At 43.0% G+C, this 24045-nt stretch carries 27 protein-coding genes; 26 read left to right on the forward strand and 1 reads right to left on the reverse strand.

Going from position 1 to position 24045, the window contains the following annotated elements; genetic code table 11:
- The first annotated feature begins 51 nt into the window (after window positions 1-51).
- From aroC to ACH0QE_RS22690, 16 genes are all read left to right on the forward strand, one after another.
- Complete coding sequence (gene aroC / locus ACH0QE_RS22615) at window positions 52-1224, forward strand: chorismate synthase (protein WP_415802689.1); 1173 nt, start codon at window positions 52-54, stop codon at window positions 1222-1224.
- 2 nt (window positions 1225-1226) lie between these two features.
- Complete coding sequence (gene aroB, locus ACH0QE_RS22620) at window positions 1227-2321, forward strand: 3-dehydroquinate synthase (RefSeq protein ID WP_415802690.1); 1095 nt, start codon at window positions 1227-1229, stop codon at window positions 2319-2321.
- Entirely contained in the window at window positions 2314-2670 is a 357-nt protein-coding gene (gene aroH, locus ACH0QE_RS22625) for a chorismate mutase (RefSeq protein ID WP_415802752.1), read from the forward strand. Before aroB ends, aroH begins: the two co-directional genes overlap by 8 nt.
- Window positions 2671-2774: 104 nt before the next feature.
- Window positions 2775-3878, forward strand: a complete 1104-nt coding sequence (hisC, locus tag ACH0QE_RS22630; protein ID WP_415802691.1) for a histidinol-phosphate transaminase — start codon at window positions 2775-2777, stop codon at window positions 3876-3878.
- A gap of 13 nt (window positions 3879-3891) precedes the next feature.
- A complete protein-coding gene (locus ACH0QE_RS22635; RefSeq protein WP_415802692.1) occupies window positions 3892-4998 on the forward strand; it encodes a prephenate dehydrogenase in 1107 nt (368 codons plus the stop codon).
- A gap of 17 nt (window positions 4999-5015) precedes the next feature.
- Window positions 5016-6308, forward strand: coding sequence for a 3-phosphoshikimate 1-carboxyvinyltransferase (gene aroA / locus ACH0QE_RS22640; RefSeq protein ID WP_415802693.1), 1293 nt, complete (start codon window positions 5016-5018; stop codon window positions 6306-6308).
- A 146-nt stretch (window positions 6309-6454) separates the two neighbouring features.
- A complete protein-coding gene (locus tag ACH0QE_RS22645; RefSeq protein ID WP_415802694.1) occupies window positions 6455-7360 on the forward strand; it encodes a hypothetical protein in 906 nt (301 codons plus the stop codon).
- Window positions 7361-7445: 85 nt separating this feature from the next.
- Window positions 7446-8711, forward strand: coding sequence for a tetratricopeptide repeat protein (locus ACH0QE_RS22650; RefSeq protein ID WP_415802695.1), 1266 nt, complete (start codon window positions 7446-7448; stop codon window positions 8709-8711).
- Window positions 8712-8753: 42 nt separating this feature from the next.
- Entirely contained in the window at window positions 8754-9308 is a 555-nt protein-coding gene (locus ACH0QE_RS22655; protein ID WP_102263398.1) for a ReoY family proteolytic degradation factor, read from the forward strand.
- 465 nt (window positions 9309-9773) lie between these two features.
- A complete protein-coding gene (locus ACH0QE_RS22660) occupies window positions 9774-10229 on the forward strand; it encodes a YpiF family protein (protein ID WP_415802696.1) in 456 nt (151 codons plus the stop codon).
- Window positions 10230-10385: 156 nt separating this feature from the next.
- Window positions 10386-10892, forward strand: a complete 507-nt coding sequence (locus tag ACH0QE_RS22665) for a ubiquinol-cytochrome c reductase iron-sulfur subunit (RefSeq protein ID WP_102263396.1) — start codon at window positions 10386-10388, stop codon at window positions 10890-10892.
- 3 nt (window positions 10893-10895) lie between these two features.
- Window positions 10896-11570 (forward strand): menaquinol-cytochrome c reductase cytochrome b subunit, encoded by a 675-nt coding sequence (gene qcrB / locus ACH0QE_RS22670; protein ID WP_102263395.1) that lies wholly within the window; start codon window positions 10896-10898, stop codon window positions 11568-11570.
- A gap of 68 nt (window positions 11571-11638) precedes the next feature.
- A complete protein-coding gene (locus tag ACH0QE_RS22675) occupies window positions 11639-12397 on the forward strand; it encodes a menaquinol-cytochrome c reductase cytochrome b/c subunit (RefSeq protein WP_415802697.1) in 759 nt (252 codons plus the stop codon).
- Window positions 12398-12650: 253 nt separating this feature from the next.
- Complete coding sequence (locus tag ACH0QE_RS22680; RefSeq protein ID WP_415802753.1) at window positions 12651-13253, forward strand: DUF1405 domain-containing protein; 603 nt, start codon at window positions 12651-12653, stop codon at window positions 13251-13253.
- Window positions 13254-13322: 69 nt separating this feature from the next.
- Window positions 13323-14120, forward strand: a complete 798-nt coding sequence (ypjB, locus tag ACH0QE_RS22685; protein WP_415802699.1) for a sporulation protein YpjB — start codon at window positions 13323-13325, stop codon at window positions 14118-14120.
- Window positions 14121-14181: 61 nt separating this feature from the next.
- Window positions 14182-14859 (forward strand): zinc metallopeptidase, encoded by a 678-nt coding sequence (locus ACH0QE_RS22690; protein ID WP_415802700.1) that lies wholly within the window; start codon window positions 14182-14184, stop codon window positions 14857-14859.
- A gap of 29 nt (window positions 14860-14888) precedes the next feature.
- Here ACH0QE_RS22690 and ACH0QE_RS22695 read toward each other — a convergent pair whose 3' ends face one another.
- A complete protein-coding gene (locus tag ACH0QE_RS22695; protein WP_415802701.1) occupies window positions 14889-15761 on the reverse strand; it encodes a YitT family protein in 873 nt (290 codons plus the stop codon).
- Between the two features lie 293 nt (window positions 15762-16054).
- Here ACH0QE_RS22695 and ACH0QE_RS22700 point away from each other — a divergent pair, with 293 nt between their 5' ends.
- The 10 genes from ACH0QE_RS22700 (at window position 16055) to panD (ending at window position 23956) form a co-directional block, all read left to right on the forward strand.
- On the forward strand, window positions 16055-16369 hold the full coding sequence (locus ACH0QE_RS22700) for a nucleotide pyrophosphohydrolase (protein WP_041964555.1): 315 nt from the start codon (window positions 16055-16057) through the stop codon (window positions 16367-16369).
- A gap of 14 nt (window positions 16370-16383) precedes the next feature.
- On the forward strand, window positions 16384-17184 hold the full coding sequence (dapB, locus tag ACH0QE_RS22705) for a 4-hydroxy-tetrahydrodipicolinate reductase (RefSeq protein ID WP_415802702.1): 801 nt from the start codon (window positions 16384-16386) through the stop codon (window positions 17182-17184).
- A 10-nt stretch (window positions 17185-17194) separates the two neighbouring features.
- The gene (mgsA, locus tag ACH0QE_RS22710; protein WP_415802703.1) at window positions 17195-17626 is read left to right on the forward strand and encodes a methylglyoxal synthase; all 432 of its coding nucleotides are present in this window, start codon (window positions 17195-17197) and stop codon (window positions 17624-17626) included.
- On the forward strand, window positions 17607-18323 hold the full coding sequence (gene bshB1, locus ACH0QE_RS22715; RefSeq protein WP_415802754.1) for a bacillithiol biosynthesis deacetylase BshB1: 717 nt from the start codon (window positions 17607-17609) through the stop codon (window positions 18321-18323). The genes mgsA and bshB1 overlap by 20 nt, the downstream gene beginning before the upstream one ends.
- Window positions 18320-19459 carry an N-acetyl-alpha-D-glucosaminyl L-malate synthase BshA gene (gene bshA, locus ACH0QE_RS22720; protein WP_415802705.1) on the forward strand — a complete coding sequence of 380 codons (1140 nt, stop codon included), beginning with the start codon at window positions 18320-18322 and terminating at the stop codon, window positions 19457-19459. The genes bshB1 and bshA overlap by 4 nt, the downstream gene beginning before the upstream one ends.
- Window positions 19456-20664, forward strand: a complete 1209-nt coding sequence (locus tag ACH0QE_RS22725; protein ID WP_415802706.1) for a CCA tRNA nucleotidyltransferase — start codon at window positions 19456-19458, stop codon at window positions 20662-20664. Before bshA ends, ACH0QE_RS22725 begins: the two co-directional genes overlap by 4 nt.
- Window positions 20625-21620: a biotin--[acetyl-CoA-carboxylase] ligase gene (locus ACH0QE_RS22730; RefSeq protein WP_415802707.1), complete on the forward strand. Its 996-nt coding sequence runs from the start codon at window positions 20625-20627 to the stop codon at window positions 21618-21620. The genes ACH0QE_RS22725 and ACH0QE_RS22730 overlap by 40 nt, the downstream gene beginning before the upstream one ends.
- Window positions 21621-21864: 244 nt before the next feature.
- Window positions 21865-22701, forward strand: a complete 837-nt coding sequence (panB, locus tag ACH0QE_RS22735; RefSeq protein ID WP_415802708.1) for a 3-methyl-2-oxobutanoate hydroxymethyltransferase — start codon at window positions 21865-21867, stop codon at window positions 22699-22701.
- Entirely contained in the window at window positions 22698-23546 is an 849-nt protein-coding gene (gene panC / locus ACH0QE_RS22740) for a pantoate--beta-alanine ligase (RefSeq protein WP_415802709.1), read from the forward strand. Before panB ends, panC begins: the two co-directional genes overlap by 4 nt.
- A 23-nt stretch (window positions 23547-23569) precedes the next feature.
- On the forward strand, window positions 23570-23956 hold the full coding sequence (panD, locus tag ACH0QE_RS22745) for an aspartate 1-decarboxylase (protein WP_415802710.1): 387 nt from the start codon (window positions 23570-23572) through the stop codon (window positions 23954-23956).
- The last annotated feature ends 89 nt before the right edge of the window (window positions 23957-24045 follow it).

Raw genomic sequence — 24045 nt, forward strand, 5'->3', positions numbered from 1 at the left:
CTGTATGATATAGTAAAACAAATCCTTTAGCGAGTTGAAGGGAGAAAGTGTATGAGATATTTAACAGCGGGAGAATCACATGGACCGCAGCTAACAACCATTATAGAGGGGATGCCAGCAGGCATGCCGCTAGTAGCAGAAGATATAAACAAAGAGCTTGCGCGCCGGCAGAAAGGTTATGGCCGCGGAAGAAGGATGCAAATTGAAAAGGATCAGGTGCAGATCACTTCAGGGATTCGGCACGGGTATACATTAGGTTCGCCGATTGCCCTGGTTGTAGAGAATAACGATTGGAAGCATTGGACCGGGATTATGGGGCAGGAACCGCTCGACGACCAATCCTCTGACGAAGTGAAAAGGAAGATTTCGCGTCCCCGACCTGGTCACGCAGACTTAAATGGTGCGATTAAATATGGGCATCGCGATATGAGGAATGTTCTCGAACGTTCATCTGCACGGGAAACGACTGTCAGGGTCGCAGCAGGTGCTGCGGCAAAGAAACTGCTGTCGCTTCTGGGTATCGAATTGGTTGCCCATGTTGTGGAAATCGGCGGGGTGAAAGCTGATAAGCAGGATTTCACATCGTTAGAACAGCTCAAAGAAGTAACAGAAGCCTCCCCAGTCAGATGCTTCGATGCTGATGCAGGAACGAAAATGATGGCAGCAATTGATGACGCTAAGCAAAATGGAGACTCTATTGGCGGTGTTGTCGAGGTGATTGCAGAGGGAATGCCCGCTGGAGTGGGCAGTTATGTTCATTATGACCGCAAGCTTGATGGAAAGCTTGCTGCGGCCATTATGAGCATCAATGCTTTTAAGGGTGTTGAAATTGGGATCGGTTTTGAAGCGGCCAGACGGCCTGGCAGTCAGGTCCATGATGAGATAGCCTGGGAAGAGGGACGCGGATACTACCGGAAAACGAACCGGCTTGGAGGGCTTGAAGGCGGGATGACAACGGGAATGCCAATCGTTGTCCGTGGGGTAATGAAACCAATTCCGACTCTTTACAAGCCATTGATGAGTGTCGATATCGATTCCAAGGAACCTTTTGCTGCGAGTATCGAACGATCTGATGCATGTGCTGTCCCCGCGGCGGCAGTGGTTGCGGAAAGCGTTGTTGCCTGGGAGCTTGCCTTTGCTATCGTGGACCAATTTTATGCTGATCGATTTGATACATTGAAGGCATCAATCGAAGAGCAAAGAAGGACTGCGAGGGATTTTTAAAGATGGAGCAAGTGAATATCCAAACAAGTACAAAATCCTATCCAGTACACATCGGAAAAGGTGCTATCCAGCAATTACGTGAAATTATACTTGGTGCCGAAGACAGATATACATCTATCATGGTCATTACTGATGAAACAGTCGCAAAGCATCATCTTGATTCATTCCACGAACATACTTTTCTAGCAGGAACTTTTGAGAAGATTGTCCCATCAGGAGAACAAGCGAAAACTTTCGATGTTTATAAAGAGTGTCTTTCTTCAGCTCTTGAAAATAAACTTGACAGGAAATCGCTGATCATCTCTTTTGGCGGAGGGGCAGTAGGGGATTTAGCAGGATTTGTCGCCGCGACTTATATGAGGGGGATTCGCTTCATACAAGTCCCGACCACTATTCTTGCCCACGATAGTGCGGTGGGAGGGAAAGTGGCGATCAACCATCCATTAGGCAAGAACATGATAGGAGCATTCCATCAACCAGAAGCTGTCGTTTACGATCTGGATTTCCTGCAGACACTCCCTGAACATGAAGTCCGATCAGGCTTTGCTGAAGTAATCAAGCACTCGCTGATAGACGATGAAAACTTCTATAACTGGCTTAGGGGAGAAATCCATTCTTTGGATAAATTGAATGACTCACAGATGCTTGAATTCTTGACAAAGGGGATCCAAGTTAAAGGGGTCGTTATTACAGAGGATGAGAGAGAAACGGGAATCCGTGCATTTTTGAATTTTGGGCACACACTGGGACACGCGATTGAAGCCGAAGCAGGATATGGCAAGGTGACTCACGGGGAGGCAGTGGCAATTGGAATGCTATTTGCCCTTCAGTTGAGCACACAATTGCTTGGACTTGATTTTGATATAGAAGCATTCAAAATCTGGCTTAAGAATCTTGGATATGAAACATCAATCCCATCAGGTCTTTCTAATGAGCAGCTGATCGAAAGAATGAAGCAGGATAAAAAAGCTGTAAACAATACAATTCGTTTCGTTTTACTAGAGAAGGTCGGAGTTCCTGCACTCATCGAAGTCAAGGAAGATATATTGATGATGAACCTGAAGAAGTTTGTAGAAGAGGGGGAGTATGATGATTAGGGGAGTAAGAGGAGCTATTACAGTAAGCGGGAATGATGAGCAGGAAATTATTTCAGCGACTGAAAGGCTTTTAAAAGATGCTATCGTTTCCAATAATATCGCTCCAGATCAAGTTGCATCAATTTTTATTTCTGCAACTGATGATGTGGATGCAGCCTTTCCGGCAAGGGCCTTAAGGAATTTGGAAGGCTGGACCTATGTTCCAGTTATGTGCATGCAAGAATTATCCGTCCCCGGCTCGCTGCAGAAGTGTATCAGAGTCATGATCCATTTCAACACTGAAAAAACACAGGAAGAGGTCAAGCACATTTATCTTGAGGGAGCTGCTGGACTTAGACCTGATTTATAAATTTATCCTTTTTCTGCAAAGCCAAAGAGTGTATGATAAATACATGTTCTTTATCGCTTTAATTAGATAGTGGATTAAAGAGTAGAATAGTCGAGGTGGATAAGATGAGATGGAAAGAGCAGCTTTTAAAGTTAAAACCATACCAGCCTGGTAAATCGATTTCCGAAGTGAAAAGGCAGTATGGTTTATCAGAGATTGTGAAATTAGCTTCAAATGAGAATCCGTTTGGATCTTCAGAAAAAGTAAAAAACGAAATCGCAGGATATGCTGGGAATTTTTCAGTTTATCCTGATGGTTATGCTACCGAACTTCGTACACGTCTGGCAGACCATCTGGGTGTAAAAGAAGGGCAGATCATTCTTGGCAACGGATCAGATGAAATTATCCAGATGATTGCCCGTGGACTGCTCACACCTGAGACAAAAACTGTGATGGCTGCACCAACATTTCCTCAGTATAAACACAACGGTATTATTGAGGGCTGTGAAATAACAGAAATCCCATTGGTAAATGGTGCACATGATTTGGATCGAATGGCTGCTGCTATTGATGATCGGACCACAGTTGTCTGGTTATGCTCTCCGAATAATCCAACGGGGGTCTATATAACCGAAGAAGAATTGACAGCTTTTATGGCACGTGTGCCAAGTCATGTGCTTGTCGTGCTGGATGAAGCATACTTCGAATATGTGACGGCGGAAGATTATCATGATTCATTGAAATTGCTGAAACAATACCAAAATTTAATTATCCTAAGAACTTTTTCGAAAATATACGGCCTTGCCAGCTTCAGGGTTGGTTATGGAATTGCCCACGAGGACACGATTTCTGCACTTGAGCCTGTGAGGGAGCCATTCAATGTAAACTCATTGGCACAAGCTGCAGCCATTGCAGCACTTGATGATCAGGATTTTGTAGAAAAATGCAAAAAAGAAAACCAGGCTGGCTTAGAGCAGTTTTATCAATTCTGTGATAGTGCTGGATTGAGTTATTATCTTTCACAGGGGAATTTCATCCTGATTGACTTTAAAAGGGACGGTCAAGAGGTATTTCAATACCTGCTTGAAAGAGGGTATATCGTCCGTTCCGGGACTGCGCTTGGATTCCCTACATGTGTAAGAATTACAATTGGCTCAATGGAACAAAATCTAGGCGTAATTGAGATTATTAAACAATATTTGAATGTTGATACTGTAATATCTAAATAAGGGTGTGGAATTTATGGAAGGCCGCGTATTGATCATTGGTCTTGGTTTGATTGGCGGCTCTCTGGGGATGTGTATTAAAGCTCAGCATCCGGGGGCAAAGCTCATCGGATTTGATGCGGACGGAGATCAAATGGACCTGGCCATGATGCTCGGTGTCATTGACCGGGCAGCTGGAAGTATTGAAATGGAAGCTCCGAAGGCGGATTTAATCATTATAGCGACACCAGTATTGACCACCGGAAGCATTATTGAATCTTTAGCATCATTGCAGCTTAAAGATGAAGTCATTGTTACCGACACCGGCAGTACAAAGGGGTACATTGCAAAGAAGGCATCCAGTTTGAGAGAAAAAGGAATTGCATTCATTGGCGGCCATCCTATGGCTGGTTCTCATAAAAGCGGAGTAGCTGCAGCAAAGAAAATTCTGTTTGAAAATGCATTCTATCTTCTTACACCTGATACAATAGTCAGAAGTGAGACGGTGGAACGACTAAAAGAATGGCTTTCTGGCACGAGGGCAAAGTTCCTGGATGTATCACCCGAAGAGCATGATTATCTTACAGGGGTGGTCAGCCATTTTCCGCATATCATAGCTGCTTCCCTAGTCCACCAGGCGTCAAGGGCGGATGAAGGAAATCCTCTTGTCAACCGCCTGGCGGCTGGCGGTTTCAGGGATATCACCAGAATCGCATCAAGCAATCCGCAGATGTGGAGAGATATCCTTCTTCAGAACCGGGAAGTCCTTATTTCTCTGTTAACTGACTGGCAAGATGAAATGGGACGGGTAAAAGAATTATTGGTTACTAAAGATAGAGATAGCATCTATGATTTCTTTGATTCGGCAAAAAAATACCGGGATGGTCTTCCTTTAAGCGACAAAGGAGCTATCCCCAGTTTTTATGACCTGTTCGTGGATGTTCCTGACTATCCAGGGGTGATCTCTGAGATCACGGGATACCTGGCGGTTGAAAACATCAGTATAACGAATATAAGAATCATAGAAACTCGTGAAGATATTTATGGCGTCCTGGTGATCAGCTTCCAGACACCTGAAGACCGTGCCAGGGCAAAGGAATCTATCGGGAAAAATACAGACTATGATATGTCTCTTGCAAAGTAGACTGAAGGAGCAGAAATATGTCCGTAAAAACACTTTTAACAAATAGAATCTCTTTGGAAGGTCAGGTTAAAGTACCTGGCGATAAATCAATATCCCATAGAGCAGTCATGTTCGGCTCTATTGCCAATGGAATCACCCGTATCGAAAACTTCCTGCCCGGAGAAGATTGTTTAAGTACGATTGCCTGCTTCCGCCAGCTCGGTGTTGATATTTCCCAGAACGGATCCATTGTAACGGTTACCGGAAAAGGTGTGGATGGGTTGGCACAGTCAGAGGAAACGCTGTATGTCGGGAATTCTGGAACAACCATCAGGCTAATGATGGGTATCCTTTCGGGATTGCCTTTCAAATCCAGCCTTGAAGGTGATGAATCGATTGCCAAAAGGCCGATGACTAGAGTGACTCTTCCTCTCGGCAAAATGGGAGCGAGTATTACCGGAAGGAATAATGGGGAATTCACTCCGTTGACGGTGGAAGGCCAAAAGTTAAATGGAATTACATATGAACTGCCAGTAGCAAGCGCGCAGGTGAAATCTGCGATTTTGCTTGCCGGATTACAGGCTGAAGGTGAGACAATCGTTGTTGAGCCAGTGAAAACAAGGGATCATACTGAGCGTATGATCAAGCAGTTTGGCGGCAAAGTTGAGCGTGATGGTGACGCTGTAAAGGTAACTGGCGGACAAAAGCTGAAAAGTGCACAAATAAATGTTCCTGGTGATATTTCATCTGCCGCCTTTTTTCTGGTGGCTGGCGCAATCGTTCCGGGGAGTGACATCTTACTCCGGAATGTTGGTTTAAACCCGACAAGAACAGGAATAATCGATGTGCTTAGAGCAATGGGAGCAGATTTCATTATCGAACCATACGAAGGTGAATTTGCTGAACCTGCTGGGGATATAAGAATTAAGCATTCTAAACTCAAGGGCACAATAGTCGAAGGAAATCTGATTCCTCGATTAATCGATGAAATACCGGTCATTGCTTTGCTGGCAACGCAGGCAGAGGGAAAGACGGTCATTAAGGATGCAGGAGAATTAAAGGTTAAGGAAACAAATCGAATTGATACTGTTGTGAATGAACTCAAGAAACTGGGAGCAAACATTGAGGCTACAGATGATGGCATGATTATACAGGGAAAACAAAGCCTTGATGGCGGAACTATATCAGCACATGGGGACCACAGGATCGGAATGATGCTGTCCATCGCTGCCCTGCTCTGCAAAAGGGATGTCACACTCGAACAAAGTGAAGCGGTCGCCGTTTCTTATCCTGATTTTTTTGATGACTTATATTCACTGGTGCGAAAATAAATAAAGTATTGCTTTGAAGGCCAATCATGATAAATGATGGCCTTCTGCCTTTTAAAAATGTTGCCTTCGCTATAAAAAGGACTGCCGTCGTTATATTCTCGGAATTTCTGCATAGTTTGTCATAAGACCGATAAAGGAGTGGTTTTATGGCATACATTATAGAAAATGTCCATCTCTTGAAGGGACAAGCTTTCACAGATACAAGTATGCTGGTGGAGGACCAGCGAATCATATCGACAACTTCCAAATTTGAACGTTATAACTACATGAGGATGGATGCAGACAACTATATAATGACCCCAACCCATGTTCTCTTTGATACGAAGCTCCCTATAAAAGAATCTTATAAAGTGAGAAAAGAATATTACCTGAATAATTTTATTCTAAAGGGCAGCACGGTTGTATTTACAACAGCAAAGATTCAATTTGAACGGCAGCTCGAAGAAAAGCTTAAGCAAGTGCAAAGTGCTTTGTTAGACAGCCCAATCGATTTTGTTCTGGGGGTCAGCATCCCGCCGCGATTATTGAATCCCGGATTTATTCGGAAGTGTAAGAAGATGAAAGTCCCAGCGATTTTTCTGGAAATCGACGAGATGGACACTTTGAATAGGATGCCCTGGGGATGGATTAAGGAAGCGCTGTTTCCTTATAACTGTCCAATCATTCCAATCTTTCCTGAAAGTAAGCATAAAAAAGGGAGGCAGCTGCAGCTCAATGCCTGGAGCGATTTGATGAAAAAAGAGAAGGTTCCTGCGGTGTATGAAGACTTAGCGAATCCAGGCCCTGTGTCAAGGTCGATTTTAAAGAAGACTGGAATCTTCCCTGAAAAATCAAATCTGCATAGTGGCGGAGAACTCAGCTATAATCTTTACACTATAAGCCCTGAAACAAAATATCGTGATGAGCACGGGTTGTTTTTTCAATCGAAGCATCTTGCAGTGACTGTGGACAAGGGAAAAGTCATTCGCGCGGGTGCCGAGGTTTATTATCGGCCAGGAAAGGGAGAGAATGTTATAATTAAGACACCAGGATTTTTTACAGACAATTACTAAAAAACTCTTCAGGCATTGCTGGTTAATCAGCTGTATGTAAACTGGCAATTATAGATTTGCCTAAAGTAAGGATAGGATGATTGAAATGGTCGGAGTAGAAGAAATAACAAATTATATTGAAAATGGACAGCTAGAAAAAGCAATGGCTGCTTATCAAAGAATACTTGAAAATGGCAGCGACGAAGAAAAATTCCTGCTTTCAGAGGAGTTATTCCGCTTTGGTTTCATGGAAGAAACGGAGGCCTTAATCGAGAGTTTATTGAAGAATTATCCCGATGAGGGCGAACTACATGTTTTGCTCGCTGAGACCCGGATCGAAATGGGCAAAGAGGAAGAGGCAATGCTTTCGCTTGAAAAGGTAGACGAAGAGGACCCTTCTTTTCCTCAAGCACTGCTTCTATTGGCTGACCTGTATCAGATGGAAGGTCTGTTTGAAGTGAGTGAAAAGAAGCTGCTTGAAGCCAAAAGGCTTTTACCGGAGGAGCCAGTCATCGATTTTGCTATTGGTGAGCTGTACGCTTCCCAGGGGAAACTTGTTGAAGCCATCCAGTATTACGAAATGGTGCTTAAGTCACATGAAGAGATTGGCGGGGTGAACATTAACCAGCGTATGGCCGAAGCGTTAAGTGCAGGCGGATCGTTTGAGGAAGCACTCCATTTTTATGAAAAAGCGCTTGAGCAAAAGCTGGAAATTAATACATTGTTCGGCTTTGCTTTTACAGCCTTGCAGGCGGGCTATAATAAAACAGCGATCGATAAGTTCGAGGAACTAAAAGCTCTTGATCCTGAATACCATTCCCTTTACCTCTATCTTGCCAAAGCTTATGAGCGAGAAGAAATGGTCGAAGAGGCATTCGATGCAGTGAAGCAGGGGATTGAGCAGGATGAGTTCAATAAAGACTTATACTTTCATGGTGGCAAATTAGCTTTGAAAATGCCCGATGAGGAAGCGGGCGAAAAATTACTTCGTGAAGCAATCGCTCTTGATCCAGAGTTCATGGAAGGAGTCCTTGTCCTGAACAAACTGCTGCTCAAGCAGGAACGTTATGAAGATGTACTTGAGCTTGTACGTGCAGCAGACATACACGAAGAAGAAGAGGAACCACAGATTCTTTGGGATGAGGCAGTTGCTTACCAGCAAATTGAAGATTTTTCACAGTCATTAAACAAATACCAGCTCGCATATACTTTCTTTAAAGACAACAAAGAATTTTTGACAGACTACGGATATTTTTTAATTGAAGAAGGAAAAATGGCCGACGCCGCCGAAATTTTTAGTAAGTTAGTTGAAAAAGAACCTGGCAATGAAGAATTTCGTGAATTGTTGGAACGCATGACGGAGAATCAGTAACCTTAACAAAAAATTTGAGTTATGCAGAGGAGGGATTCAAAAATGACAACCCCTGTATCTGTCAACGAGAAAAAGGATTTTATCCGCTGGTTTTTAAACCATTACCAGCTTAAAAGGCGGGAATGCGTTTGGATCCTTAACTACTTGATGAGCCATGACCAGCTGATGGAAAAGGTGCACTTTGTGGAAAATGCACAATATTGTCCAAGGGGATTAGTGATGTCGACCCATTGCGTGGATGAAGTACCATTCCGCTTCTTTAAAGAAAACGTGATGACGACAGACGCTGAAAAGTCTTTCCACGACATTCGTTTGAACAGGGAAGAAGAAATTTACATCCAACTAAATTTCCACGCTTCAAACAAAGCCCACCAGTTTGCGGCCGTGCTGGAAGAAAACCCTTATGTTCCAGGCCAGCTCCAAATCAGCGAAAGTGACAAGATGGTAGCAGAGAGATTTCTTGAGGAGAGTATTCAAAAATTCCAAAAAGACAAATTGCTTACCTTGATTGATGAAGCACTGGACAGCCAGGACCAGGAAGCCTTCGAACATCTTACAGAACAATTAAAAAGATTGGGCGCAGTCAATTCGTTATAGCTTGCTTTTGATAGCAGGCTTTTTATTTTGCCTGGTTTTGTGGCTGAGTCGTTGGTTTGGGTCAAAACCCTTTTCTTTTGGACAAGAACTGAACGGGGGGTTCGGAAAATGTCCGAACCTGGTCCTGCTTCGGACAAAACCCAAGGGAGTAGACGTCGAAATGTCCGAACCTGGTCCTGCTTCGGACAAAACATAAGGGAGGAGCCGCGGAAATGTCCGAACCTGGTCCTACTTCGGACAAAGCCCAAGGGAATGGCCGTGGAAATGTCCGACCCGCCCTTACTTCGGACAAAACCAAAAGGTAGAACCACGGAAATGTCCAAACCTAACAAACCATTCGAAAACGAGTTTTAATCATGATATTATAGGGATGGATTGAATGGCGGGGCTTTCAGTCATAGAGTACTTATATTACTTACTTAAGTAGAAACGACAAGAGCCTAATAGAATGATGGAGTTGGTTTTATGAAATGGGTGGCAGCAGATGTAGAGATGTACCAGAAAGCTGCGGAATATGTAGACACGGCAATCGTGCCGCTATTGCCAGTTTCTTTCGGGGATGACATGAAACAAAATGCCTCGATGGCAGAGTTCATAGGAATCCTTACTGCACAGCTGGAAAAGCAGTTTAAGGGACGGATCTTCCTATTTCCTGATTTTGTGTACATAAAAGGACATGAAGCTAGTATAAAAGTCCTGGAGGAATGGGAAACCACTTTATTGGACAAGCAGTTCAAGCATGTGTTTTATGTTACCTCTGACAGCAGCTGGAGACAGCAAGAGAAGGAGTTAACCGGTAACCTGTTATGGCTGCCGTCATTGTCTTTGGAGCATATGCAGGAGCAGCAAAAGGTGGCCATTGTAGAAGACCAGGTGAATCAGCTATTATCTTTGTTCACTGAGAAATGGCAAGAGGATTAATCTTGATGTTATTTTTATCACTGCAAAAAATGTTTTCAACATAGTATTATATTGATTTTGTAATCAGATTGATATATCATGGTTATGTCCTAGTTTTAAAATGTGTTTAAATTATGTCCGTTGGGGACTTAACTTGGGAATAGAGGGGGGAATAGCGTGAGTAAGCATCGTGTTTCAAGACGTCAATTCTTAAACTATACTCTAACAGGTGTAGGCGGTTTCATGGCTGCAGGGATGCTGATGCCAATGGTTCGTTTTGCCGTTGATCCTGTACTAAAGGGTGAAGATGCGGGAGATTTTATCGCGACTCCATTGAAGATCGCAGATATTACTAATGAGCCGCAAAAAGTAAACTTTAGCTTCACACAAAAAGATGCATGGTATGAATCTGAAGAAACTGGAACTGCTTGGGTATTCAAGAACGAAGGCGGGGAAATCATTGCCCTGTCACCAGTATGTAAACACCTTGGATGTGTTGTAGACTGGAATACTGATAAGAAAAATCCGAATATGTTCTTCTGTCCTTGCCACTACGGTCTTTATGAAAAGGACGGTACAAACGTGCCGGGCACACCGCCGTTGGCACCATTGGATGTATATCCAACAAAAGAAAAAGACGGGTTCCTTTATGTAGGAAAAGCCGAACCACGAAAGGGGGCGTAATCTTTGTTGAACAAAATTTACGATTGGGTAGATGAGCGTTTAGATATTACGCCTTTGTGGCGCGATATCGCAGACCATGAGGTTCCTGAGCACGTTAACCCGGCGCACCACTTTTCTGCGTTCGTGTATTGCTTTGGCGGTCTGACGTTTTTCATCACTGTCATTCAGATTCTATCCGGTATGTTCCTGACAATGTATTATGTGCCGGACATCAAGAATGCTTGGGAATCTGTTTATTATCTTCAAAACCAGGTAGCGTTTGGACAAATTGTCCGCGGAATGCATCACTGGGGTGCGAGCCTAGTCATCGTTATGATGTTCTTACATACGCTTCGCGTGTTCTTCCAAGGCGCTTATAAGAAACCTCGTGAATTGAACTGGGTTGTCGGAGTTTTAATTTTCTTCGTAATGTTAGCTCTTGGATTGACAGGATACTTGCTTCCATGGGATATGAAAGCATTATTCGCAACAAAGGTTACATTGCAGATTGCAGAAGCTGTACCATTGATTGGGCCATACATTAAGATATTGCTTTCCGGACATTCAACGATCGTCGGTGCTCAAACCTTGACTCGTTTCTTCGCGATTCACGTATTCTTCCTGCCTGCTGCACTACTAGGCTTGATGGGAGCGCACTTCCTGATGATTCGAAAGCAAGGTATTTCTGGTCCATTGTAAAATTCGAATGAAAAGATTGTGCGAATTGAATTTCGCCCAATGAAACGGAAAAAGGAGGGGATTGCTCGATGCATCGTGGTAAAGGTATGAAGTTCGTGGGTGACTCACGTGTCCCTGCAGAACGTAAGCCTAATATTCCGAAAGATTACTCGGAATACCCTGGCAAAACGGAAGCGTTTTGGCCTAACTTCCTATTGAAGGAATGGATGGTTGGTGCTGTTTTCCTAATCGGATACTTGAGCTTGACTATTGCTCACCCGTCTCCGCTTGAGAGGATTGCCGACCCGACTGATACAGGGTATATTCCATTGCCAGACTGGTATTTCTTATTCTTATATCAACTGCTTAAATATTCATATGCTTCTGGTCCTTATACAGTTATTGGAGCTCTTGTCATCCCGGGTCTTGCATTTGGCGCGCTTATGCTTGCTCCATTTATTGACCGTGGACCTGAGCGTCGCCCGTCTAAGCGTCCGCTTGCGACAGGCTTTATGCTGTTATCAATCGCTGCAGTTTTCTACCTTACTTGGGAATCTGTTGCCACCCATGACTGGGAAGCAGCCAAGAAACAGGGACAGATTGTGGATGTCGAAATCGACAAGAACTCTGATGGATACAAAATTGCACAGGCTCAAACATGTATTTCCTGCCATGGCGGCGAACTTGCCGGTGGAGCTGCAGCACCAAGTTTGTTAGATTCAAAAATGAGTGCTGAAGAAATCGCTGACGTTGCCAAGAATGGTAAAGGAAACATGCCTGCAGTCTTCAAAGGTACGGACGAAGAACTCAAGACACTTGCTGAATTCATCGACGGCCTTAGCAAATAATATTTAAAAGAACCTGCATAAAACTTGCAGGTTCTTTTTTATTGTTTTGGAAATTAGAAAATTATTTAGTTGTGGATATCTACATTTAGTATTTTTAAATCAGCTCCAGCTCGCAATTGTGATCTTGGGAGATAACCACTGGACAGGGAATGAGTAAAAACCCTTTGAAAAAACAGGCAAGGAAAACTTGGCTAATTTTCTATAAACTGTAATAATAGTGATAGAAAACTTTGGATTGGAGATCATCAAAATGATTAAAAAAATATACCCTTTGCTAGGGAATAGATCCGTATTGTGGCTGTTATTTTGGGTGAATGTTTTAGGGACAGCCTATGGGTATTATTGGTACAAGTGGCAGCTTGTCGATACGCCACCGAAATTTCTTCTCTTCGTACCTGATAGTCCTACTGCAAGTTTGTTCTTCGTCTTCGTTTTAGGGGCATTCCTGATGGGAAAAAACTGGCCGCTTATGGAAGCATTGGCTATCGTTAGCTTAGTCAAATATGGCCTTTGGGCGGTTGTCATGAATTTAATGGTATTTTTCGTTTCAGGACAGCTCGATTGGATTGGGCTTATGCTTATGGCATCCCATTTTGCGATGGCAGTGGAAGGTGTCTTATATGCTCCTTTTTATCGAATAAAACCATGGCATTTGATTGTAGCAGCGGTTGTACTTCTTCATAATGAAATCGTTGATTATGTTTTTGAAATGATGCCAAGGTACCATACACTAGATTTGTACATGGACCAGATTGGGTACTTTACATTTTGGTTAAGTATTTTCTCAATCGCCGTGGGGTATTACTTCGCGCTGCGGCCAGATCGATTCACACTTTCACTAAAAAGGTCAAGATAACCCCTGAATTTTGGTCTAACCTTGTCCACCTTCTCATACATTTTAATAGTATTTAGAGGGGGGACAGGAATGAGAGCAAAATATCTTATATTCATTTCGGTGCTTTTGGTATTGATTGCGCCGTTTGCAGCATATGCAGAACCACAGTCGCCTATTGAAGAACTGGACAATATATCCGACCAAGCGCTGCAAATGGTCAAACTTCACCGTTATGATGATGCAAACAGATTGTTGAATCATTTCTCGGAAGAATTCTTGTTAGTCACTGGAGATGGGCGCCCATTTACTATGGATGAACTGCGGATCATTACAGTGGCTCATGATGAAGCAGTTGAAGCGGTGGCTAACACTGATTTGGGACATGCTGAGAGGATGAACAGGGTCACAAAGTTCAGGCTCGTAATTGATGCGATTGCCTCCACTCACCAGCCTCTATGGACTGAGATGGAAGGACCGATCATGACGGTTTTCAATGATATGAAGACTGCGGCTTACGAAGGGGACAATGATCAATTTCATTCGAACCTTAATTCATTTCTGTCTTTATATAACGTCATTTATCCAAGTATGAAGATTGACATCACACCGGAAAGAATCCAAAAAGTTGATGCGAAAGTCAGCTTTATCGATCAGTATCGGCCCCAGGTTCTCCAGGAAGCTTCCAGCCAGGAGGAACTTGAAGTACTTGAATCGGATTTGCAGAATATCTTTGATGATATGACGGAGGATGAAGCAGATCCATCATTGTGGTGGGTAATGATTTCTACTGGTAGCATCATTATTCTTACATTGTCTTATGTGGGCTGGAGAAAATATAATGGTGATAATGATAAAAAGAAAAATGTCCAAAAAGAACGAAAGAATTGACACCTTATCCTAGTATTTATAAAATAGTGATAACAGCAAGAGATGTTAGGGGAGGTACTGGATGTCTATAATAATCTATTTTGCGCTTATTATTTTGATCCCATTATGGGCTCAATTCAAGGTAAAAGGAGCATACAAGAAATACTCACAGGTGGCATCATCGTCCCAAATGACGGGTGCAGAGGTGGCGCGTAAAATTCTCGATGATAACGGTTTATACAATGTTGGCGTCGAGGAAACCAGAGGTTACTTAAGTGACCACTATGATCCGCGTTCAAAGGTTGTACGTTTATCTTCAGATAACTTTTTCGGCCATTCAGTAGCAGCAGCTGCAATTGCTGCTCACGAAGTAGGACATGCGATTCAGGACGCTGAAGACTATTCGTACCTCAGGTTCCGTCATGCGCTTGTTCCAGTGGCAAGCCTAGGTTCAAACTTTTCCTGGATCTTGATCTTGATTGGGATGTTTGCTCAATTAAGCGGCTTGCTATTACTTGGTATCCTTTTCATGGCCGCGGCTGTTGTGTTCCAACTGGTTACTTTGCCGGTTGAATTCAATGCTTCTAACAGGGCAATGGACCAAGTGGTTTCAGCAGGGATCATCAGGAATGATGAAGAAAGGGAAACGAAGAAGGTATTGAATGCTGCTGCTTTGACATATGTAGCTGCTGCAGCTGTTGCAGTACTTGAACTTGTTCGTTTACTAATGATTTACACAGGCATGACTAGTGAAGAATAAAAAAAAATCCGGATATCCGGATTTTTTTTTTATCTTTCCAAAGGAAGTTTGTTTTCATCGAGCGTAAATCCTTCTCCCAGTACATCGTGGACAACGGTAACCGATACAAATGCGTGTGGGTCCACTGAATTAATGACACTTTTCAATCGGACGATTTCATTCTTGGCGACCACGCAGTATAAAACATCTCTTTCCGCTTTCGTATAAGAGCCTACAGCCTTCAGGCTCGTGACTCCGCGATCCATTTCTTTCATGATTTTCGCTGCAATATCCTCATTTTTTTCCGAGATGATCATCGCGCCTCTAGCAGCGTATGAACCTTCCTGCATAAAATCGATCACCCTGGCCCCTATAAAAACGACCACAAGTGTATACATCGCTTCCCTGTAGTTCAAATATGTAATAAGTGAAAGTGTAATGACACCAAAGTCAAACATGAACATTGTCCGGCCCATTGTCCAACCAAAATACTTCTGTGCCAGTCTGGCGATTATATCGACTCCACCCGTAGTTCCGCCGTAACGGAATATGATACCAAGACCAATGCCAATGAACACACCCGCAAACAAGGCCGCTAAAAACAAGTCCTCATATAATGGCATCTCGATTTGATATTTTTGGAATATGCCCAAAAAAATAGAGACGGCTACTGTGCCTATAATTGTATAGATAAATACACTCCGGCCAAGCAGCTTCCAGCCTATGAAAAAAAGCGGCAGGTTCAATAACAGGTTAGTAATGGAAGGAGACCATCCGAATACGAAATAAAGCAAAAGTGTAATTCCGGTGAAACCACCTTCTGCGAGGTTATTTTGCATATTGAAATGAACGAGGCCGAATGAGAAAATAGCCGCACCAAGCAAAATGAATAAGATGTTTTTGATTTTTAAGCCGTTAAGCACGATTTATTCCTCCTAATTAGTACGACTAAAATTACCTGGTAAAGCGATTATATTATATAAAATATAACCAACAAGGGCAATCTTTTACAGAAGAGGGCATAAAGAGTCGCAATTTTCTATGTTCCAAGCCATGTATTGTGTTGAGAGTATTTGGTGGAAAAAAGCTTTATAAGTGATTGCCTATGAATAGTTTGAAATAAAAATATTTGTCAAAGTACCTCCATTAAGCTAACATCGATATAGATAAACATACATAAAAAGGTTGGGTGAGTTTCTTGAGTGGAAAGAAAACGATGAAAGAACTCCAGCAGGAAGTGGATACATATATAAGCCAATTTAAAGAGGGTTACTTCAGTCCCCTGGCTTTGACTGCACGCATGACCGAAGAGCTCGGGGAGCTGGCTCGTGAGGTAAACCATTATTATGGCGAGAAGCCGAAGAAAAATGATGAAAAAGAAAAGACAATTGAAGAAGAGTTGGGAGATATGCTATTTGTGATGATTTGTTTTGCCAACTCTTTAAATATAGACCTTGAAGAAGCACATAACATGGTCATGGAAAAGTTCAATACAAGGGACAAAGACCGCTGGACGAGAAAAGACAGCTAAAGGAGACTAAATATATGGAGAAAGTAAAGATAGTTATTGCAGGACCAAGAGGAAGAATGGGTAAAGAGGCTGTCAATATGGTGCTTGGGACGGATACATATGAACTCGTAGGAGTAGTTGACAGAAAATTTGAAGGAAAGAAAGTTGGTGAGCTCGAGGGCTTTCCAGCGAGTGATGCCTTAATTTATACAGATTTCGAGAAATGTCTCCAGGAAGTTGAGCCAGATGTACTTATTGACCTGACTACACCTGAAGTAGGCATGTTCCATACAAAGACCGCATTGAAATACAAAGTTCGCCCAGTAGTAGGGACAACAGGGTTCAGTAAGGAAGACCTTGAAGAACTTGAACAACTGTGCACTGAACAGGAAACAGGTTGTATTATCGCCCCAAACTTTGCAGTCGGAGCCGTTTTAATGATGAAATTCTCGCAAATGGCTGCCAAGTATTTCAATGACGTTGAGATCATTGAGCTGCACCACGACCAGAAGCTCGATGCGCCTTCTGGTACAGCAGTGAAAACGGCACAAATGATATCTGATGTGCGTGAGCCGAAAACACAGGGACATTCTGACGAAAAGGAAACTATCCAAGGTGCCCGCGGTGCGGATTATGAAGGTATGCACATACACTCAGTAAGGCTTCCTGGGCTGATTGCCCACCAGCAGGTATTATTCGGTGCTGATGGACAAACATTGACAATCCGCCACGATTCATACAATCGAAGTTCCTTTATGTCTGGAGTCAAACTTGCAGTAGATACTGTAATGAAAATGGATGCTTTTGTTTACGGATTAGAGAATATCATTGAATAGGGGAGAAACCATGAACATTGCCTTAATTGCACATGATAGAAAGAAAGATGATCTGGTGGGTTTCGCTGTCGCTTATAAGGAGATTTTTAAAAAGCATACATTATTCGCAACCGGGACAACGGGCTTGAGGATTATTGAAGCAACTGGCTTGGAAGTAACAAGGTTTCAATCCGGTCCTCTTGGTGGTGACCAGGAAATTGGTGCACGGATTGCCAATAATCTTATGGATGCAGTATTTTTCTTCAGGGATCCATTGACTGCCCAACCGCATGAACCTGACGTGACTGCTCTCGTTCGGCTATGTGATGTATATTCTGTTCCGCTTGCGACCAATATGGGAACAGCGGAGATTCTCGTAAAAGGGATTGAAAGAGGAGACCTTGATTGGCGAAATATAGTGAAAGAAGAAACTGGTGATGAACATGGAAGAAATGAAGCTTGATATTCTGGCATTCGGTGCACATGCTGATGACGTGGAAATCGGGATGGGCGGTACAATTGCAAAATATGCTGCTGAAGGAAAATCTATCGGGATTTGTGATTTGACCAAAGCGGAAATGTCTTCAAACGGAACAGTAGAGATTAGGAGCCGTGAAGCAAATGAAGCAGCCGGCATTCTCGGAGTGAAGATGAGGGAAGCACTTGATATGCCAGACAGAGGCTTATTTTTAAAAGAAGAATACATAAGGAAAATTGTTAGAGTGATCAGGCGAAATACTCCGGACATAGTTTTTGCACCATATTTTGATGACCGTCATCCTGACCATGGCAGCTGTGCCCGCCTTGTTGAGGAGGCGGTCTTTTCGGCAGCAGTAAGAAAATATGATGAAGAGAACGGGCTGAAGCCACACAGGCCAAAAGCTTTATATTTTTATATGATCAATGGATTCCATAAACCTGATTTTTTAGTTGATGTATCGGATTATATCCATTTAAAAATCAATGCACTAAATGCTTATGAAAGCCAGTTCATGCAAGGGGCAGGCACTTTTGACACCCCTCTTGTGAACGGCTACATCGAAACAGTCGAAGCACGCGAGAAATTATTCGGCAAGGAAGCCGGCGTCGCATATGCCGAAGGCTTCATGTCCAAAAAACCATTGTTAATCCACAAGGATTTGTTAGGGGAAGGAAAATGAAGAAACTTAAAATTGGCATCACTTGCTACCCGACGGTAGGTGGTTCTGGTGTTGTCGCAACAGAACTCGGGAAGCTGCTGGCGGAGAAAGGTCATGAGATTCATTTCATTTCCTCGAGCCTTCCCTTTCGCCTGAAAAAAATGTACCGAAATATTTATTCGCATGAGGTTGAGGTCAATCAATACTCTGTCTTTCAATACCCTCCATATGATATTGCTCTTGCAAGCAAGATTGCCGAGGTCGCAGTTTTGGAGAATTTAGATGTTCTTCACGTCCATTACGCGATTCCACATGCTGTCTGTGCTATTTTGGCTCGCCAGATGAGCGGCCGAGATCTAAAGATTGTCACTACTCTTCATGGTACGGATATTACCGTACTTGGATACGATCCATCACTCACTGATGCCATACGGTTCGGGATTGAAAAATCGGATTACGTTACAGCTGTGTCTAATTCTCTTATCCAGCAGACTTATGACTTGATCAAACCGGACAAAGAAATTGGCTGTGTGTACAACTTCATAGACACTCGTGTCAACAAACGCATTGATTCTTCTGATCTCAGGAGGGAATATGGAATCCTTCCTGAAGAGAAAGTGGTCATCCATGTATCCAACTTCCGGCCTGTTAAAAGAGTACCAGATGTGATCAAAGCATTCGCAGGCATCGCAGAAAAAATGCCGGCTAAGCTTTTGCTTGTTGGGGATGGACCAGAAATGAAGATTGTATGCAATCTTGCAAGTGAATTGGGGATTCGAGACAAAGTCCTGCTGCTTGGAAAACAGGAAAGGGTAGAAGAACTATATTCCTTAAGTGACTTGATGCTTCTCCTCTCAGAAAAAGAAAGCTTCGGATTGGTAGCTTTAGAAGCTATGGCTTGCGGCGTACCATGTATCGGTACGGATGTAGGAGGGATTCCAGAAGTGATTTTGGACGGTAAGACGGGTTACATATGTGAATTAGGAAATATCAAAGAGATAACAGAAAAAGCTGTTAATATACTATCAAATCCTGAAATCCACAAGCGTTTTGCTGAGAACTCGGTAGAAAGGGCAGAAAAAAGCTTCAGCGCTGAACGAATCGTATCAGAATATGAAAGTATCTACTATAGTATCGTCGAGCAGGGTCAACTATGATTGGTCAGCCATTCAGACAGGCAGTACCTGTCCTTCAATTAATCGAAGAAGCTGGGTTTGAAGCGTATTTTGTCGGCGGCTCTGTCAGGGATCAAATCCTCGGTCGGGAAATATCCGATGTTGATATCGCAACCTCAGCGTTACCTGAGGAGTTAAAACTGATTTTCCCTAAAACCAATGATGTGGGAATTGAACATGGAACAATTCTCGTCCATTATAAAGGCGAACATTATGAAATAACGACATTCCGTTCCGAAGAAAACTACACAGATTTCCGCAGACCCGATAAGGTTTCTTTCATTCGGTCATTAAATGAGGACCTGCAGCGACGTGACTTCACGATGAATGCGATGGCTATGGACAAAGAAGGAAACATTATCGATCCTTTCTCGGGCAAAGAAGCGATAAACAAAAAAGAAATTGTGACAGTAGGTAATCCAGATGAACGTTTCAGTGAAGATGCATTGAGGATGCTTAGGGCTGTTAGATTTCAGTCACAATTATCTTTTTCGATTGAAAAGCAGACTTTAGAATCGCTCACAGGTCACTGTCATCTACTGGAGAACATAGCGGTAGAACGCAAAACTGTTGAATTCGAAAAATTGCTTAAGGGGCCAGCCAGGAGCGAAGCAGTCCAATTGCTGGCGAATAGTGGCATGATTCAATATTTGCCAGGATTGAAAGGTCAATGTGATGAAGTAATACGCTTTTCAAGACATCTAAGAGAGAATTTCCAACTGGCGGAATCATGGGTACTGCTGGTATTTGAATTAGGTTTGAAAGACAAAGAAATTGAAGGGTTCCTGAGAGAATGGAAGCTGCCAGTCCAGAAGATTAAACGGATTAAACAAATTCATGGGTTGTTATTACATCGCCTTAAAAATGAATGGAATCTGGAATTGGTTTATAACGCAGGATTGGAAAATGCAATTAGCGCTGAAATGGTGTTTGCGTCCCTGCAAAATATTGTTGGCAGCATCGAAAAAATCAGGGAATTGCATGGGCGGCTTCCGATCAAGCAACGAAGAGAATTGAGCGTAACGGGGGTTGATGTTATGGACTTGCTGGATAAACAGCCTGGTCCCTGGCTGCGCGAGTTTCTTGAGGAAATCGAACGTTCTGTAATCTATGGCATCGTGCCAAATGAGAAGGAGAAAATAAAGGAATGGCTGAACGCGTCCAATCTGAGATCAGAAAAAAATTGATAGATGCTTTTACAAAAAATGAAACTGAATATTTATCCGGTCAACATCTGGCTGACATTGCGGGTTGTACACGTACTGCGGTGTGGAAGCATATTGAGGAGCTTCGAAAGGAAGGTTTTGAATTTGAGGCGGTCAGAAGAAAAGGATACAAAATTATCTCAATCCCTGACAATATGTCTGCAGATAAAATAAATCTTGGCTTAAACACAAAAATTTTAGGCAGGAATCTGCACTATCATGACAGCGTGGAATCCACTCAAAGAATTGCGTATAAACTAGCTTATGATAATGCCGAAGAGGGAACTGTGGTGATTGCCGAAGAACAAACTGCGGGCAGAGGGAGAATGGACCGGAAGTGGCATTCTCCCAAATATACAGGTATATGGATGAGCCTCATCCTCAGGCCGAAAATCCCTATCCCGAAGGCTCCGCAGCTGACGTTGATTACTGCAGTAGGAGTTGTGCAGGCTATAGAGGAAGTAACAGGCTTATTGCCTGAAATAAAATGGCCGAATGATATTCTCATTAACGGCAAGAAAATTACCGGAATCCTTACCGAGCTTCAGGCTGAATCAGATCGAATTAATTCAATCATTATCGGAATCGGCATCAATGTAAATACAAGTATAGAAGATTTTCCTGAAGATATCCGAACAAACGCTTCGTCGCTCGCTATAGAAACCGGCAATATAATAGACAGGGAAAAATTGATTCGGACAATACTAGAAAATTTGGAGAAATTGTATTTACTTTATCTCGAAAAAGGCTTTTTTCCGATTAAGCTGATGTGGGAAAGCTACGCTATAAGCATCGGTAAACAGATCACTGCAAGGACCCTAACTGGGGAGATCAAAGGGAAAGCCACCGGGATTACTGAAGACGGAGTTCTTTTAATAGAGGATTCAGCAGGGGAAATTCATAACATTTACTCCGCGGATATCCAGATAGAAGGTTAACTCAGTTATGTAGCCAAAAAAGCAGTCATTTGCTATAATCAATCTGGGCGGTATCGAGAGAACTGCACCTTGTTGATTTATTTTATAAAAAAATAGTTCTGCCTGGATCCGATAGCGGACTGGGACAGAGGGATGAAACAAGTACAGGCTTCAAAGGGTCCTTCTGGTATAGATGGGTCCTTTTTTTAGTGTCTGGCATTGATGGATTGTTTTATCTCCTCTTCAAAAAAAGGGAGGAATGGTAATGAAACAAACAACTGATTTCTTAAAAATGAAGCAAACGGGCAACAAGATCGTCATGGTGACAGCCTATGATTATCCTTCAGCCAAGCATGCAGAACAGGCTGAAGCTGATATGATCCTCGTGGGTGATTCCCTTGGAATGGTCGTGCTTGGCTATGACTCGACTGTACCAGTGACAATGGAGGATATGATTCACCATTCGAAAGCTGTCAGGCGGGGAGCAGGCAATACATTCATTGTTGTCGATTTGCCATTTATGAGCTATCATCTGTCGATCAAAGACACGCTTATAAACGGTGCGAGAATCATGCAGGAAACAGGGGCAAACGCTGTGAAATTAGAAGGTGCCGATGAGGTTATTGACCATATAAAAGCACTGACGAAGGCAGGAGTTCCTGTCGTAGCACATCTTGGCCTCACCCCGCAATCTGTAGGCGTACTTGGCGGATATAAAGTGCAGGGGAAGAGCGCGGATGCGGCCAAAAAACTGATTGATGACGCAAAAAAATGCGAAGAGGCAGGCGCCTTTGCTGTTGTGCTCGAATGCGTACCTAAACAGCTTGCAGAACAAGTCAGCCAGGCCCTGGCAATCCCGACAATTGGAATCGGGGCTGGAGCTGAGGTGGACGGCCAGGTGCTTGTATACCACGATATAATCACTTATGGCGTGGACCGTGTCCCTAAATTTGTAAAACAGTATACGAATGTAAATGAATTGATCTCTTCAGGGCTCAATGCCTATGTATCCGAAGTCAGACACAAGGCTTTCCCAGAAGATAAACATAGCTTTACCATGAAAGAAGAAGAATTGCTGGCACTGTACGGGGGAAAAGAATGAAGATCATTAGAACAATCACCGAGATGCAGGAACAGATGCAAAAATTAAAATCTGAAGGGAAATCCATTGGATATGTACCAACCATGGGTTTCCTGCATGAAGGCCATATATCATTGATGGAGAGGGCTCGTCCGGAAAATGACCTTGTCGTCCTGAGCATTTTCGTGAACCCGCTCCAATTTGGTCCTACAGAGGATTTGGATGCCTACCCTCGGGACTTTGAGCGCGACCATAAGATTGCGGAGGCTGAGGGGGTAGATTTTATATTCTATCCTTCTGCTGAAGAAATGTATCCGGATAATGCTTCAGTTAGAATATCTGTTGTCGACCGGACAAATGTCCTTTGCGGCAAATCAAGGCCAGGGCATTTTGACGGGGTAGCAACTGTCTTAATCAAGCTTTTTAATATCATCCAGCCAACGAGGGCATATTTTGGCCTCAAGGATGCCCAGCAGGTCGCAGTGGTCGATGGCCTGATCAAGGATTTCAATTTTCCGATAGAATTGATTCCGGTTGAAACAGTACGTGAAGAAAATGGCCTTGCAAAAAGTTCGAGAAATGTCTATTTAAGTGAAGATGAAAGACAACAGGCAGTTGAACTTAGCAGAAGCCTGGATATGGCGAGAATCGCCATAGAGAGAGGCGAAAGAAATCCGTGTGAACTTGTTGAAATGGTGAAACATCATATACATGAGAATACGTCAGGTATAGTTGATTATGTTGAAATCTATTCTTATCCTGAGCTGCAAGAGTTGGAGACATTGAAGGGGAAAGTGATCATTGCCCTTGCGGTGAAGTTTTCTAAAGCAAGACTGATTGACAATGCCATTTTAGAAGTAGAATAATTTATATAGGGGGATTTTATACCATGTTCCGCACCATGATGAATGCTAAAATACATCGAGCAAGAGTAACTGAAGCCAATTTGAACTATGTCGGCAGCATCACCATCGACACTGATATTCTGGACGCAGTCGGAATGGTAGCTAATGAAAAGGTTCAAATTGTCAATAATAATAATGGCGCACGTTTCGAAACTTATATTATTCCTGGGGAAAGAGGGAGCGGAGTAGTGTGCTTGAATGGGGCAGCAGCCCGTCTAGTCCATGAGGGTGACGTAGTGATCATCATTTCCTATGCGCTTGTTCCTGAAGAGAAGGTTTCGTCTCACCAGCCAAAAGTAGCGTTGATGGATGAGAATAACCGTATAGTAGAAATGCTTCATGCTGAACCTGAAAGATCGGTGTTCTTATAAAGCCAGAAAACTCCCGAACCATCGGGAGTTTTTTCATACGGTTTTTCAACAGGTTTCAAGGTCGGTCTATGATATAAGAGTATACTCAA

Source organism: Mesobacillus sp. (genome assembly GCF_047739415.1).
Taxonomy (GTDB): Bacteria; Bacillota; Bacilli; order Bacillales; family Cytobacillaceae; genus Mesobacillus.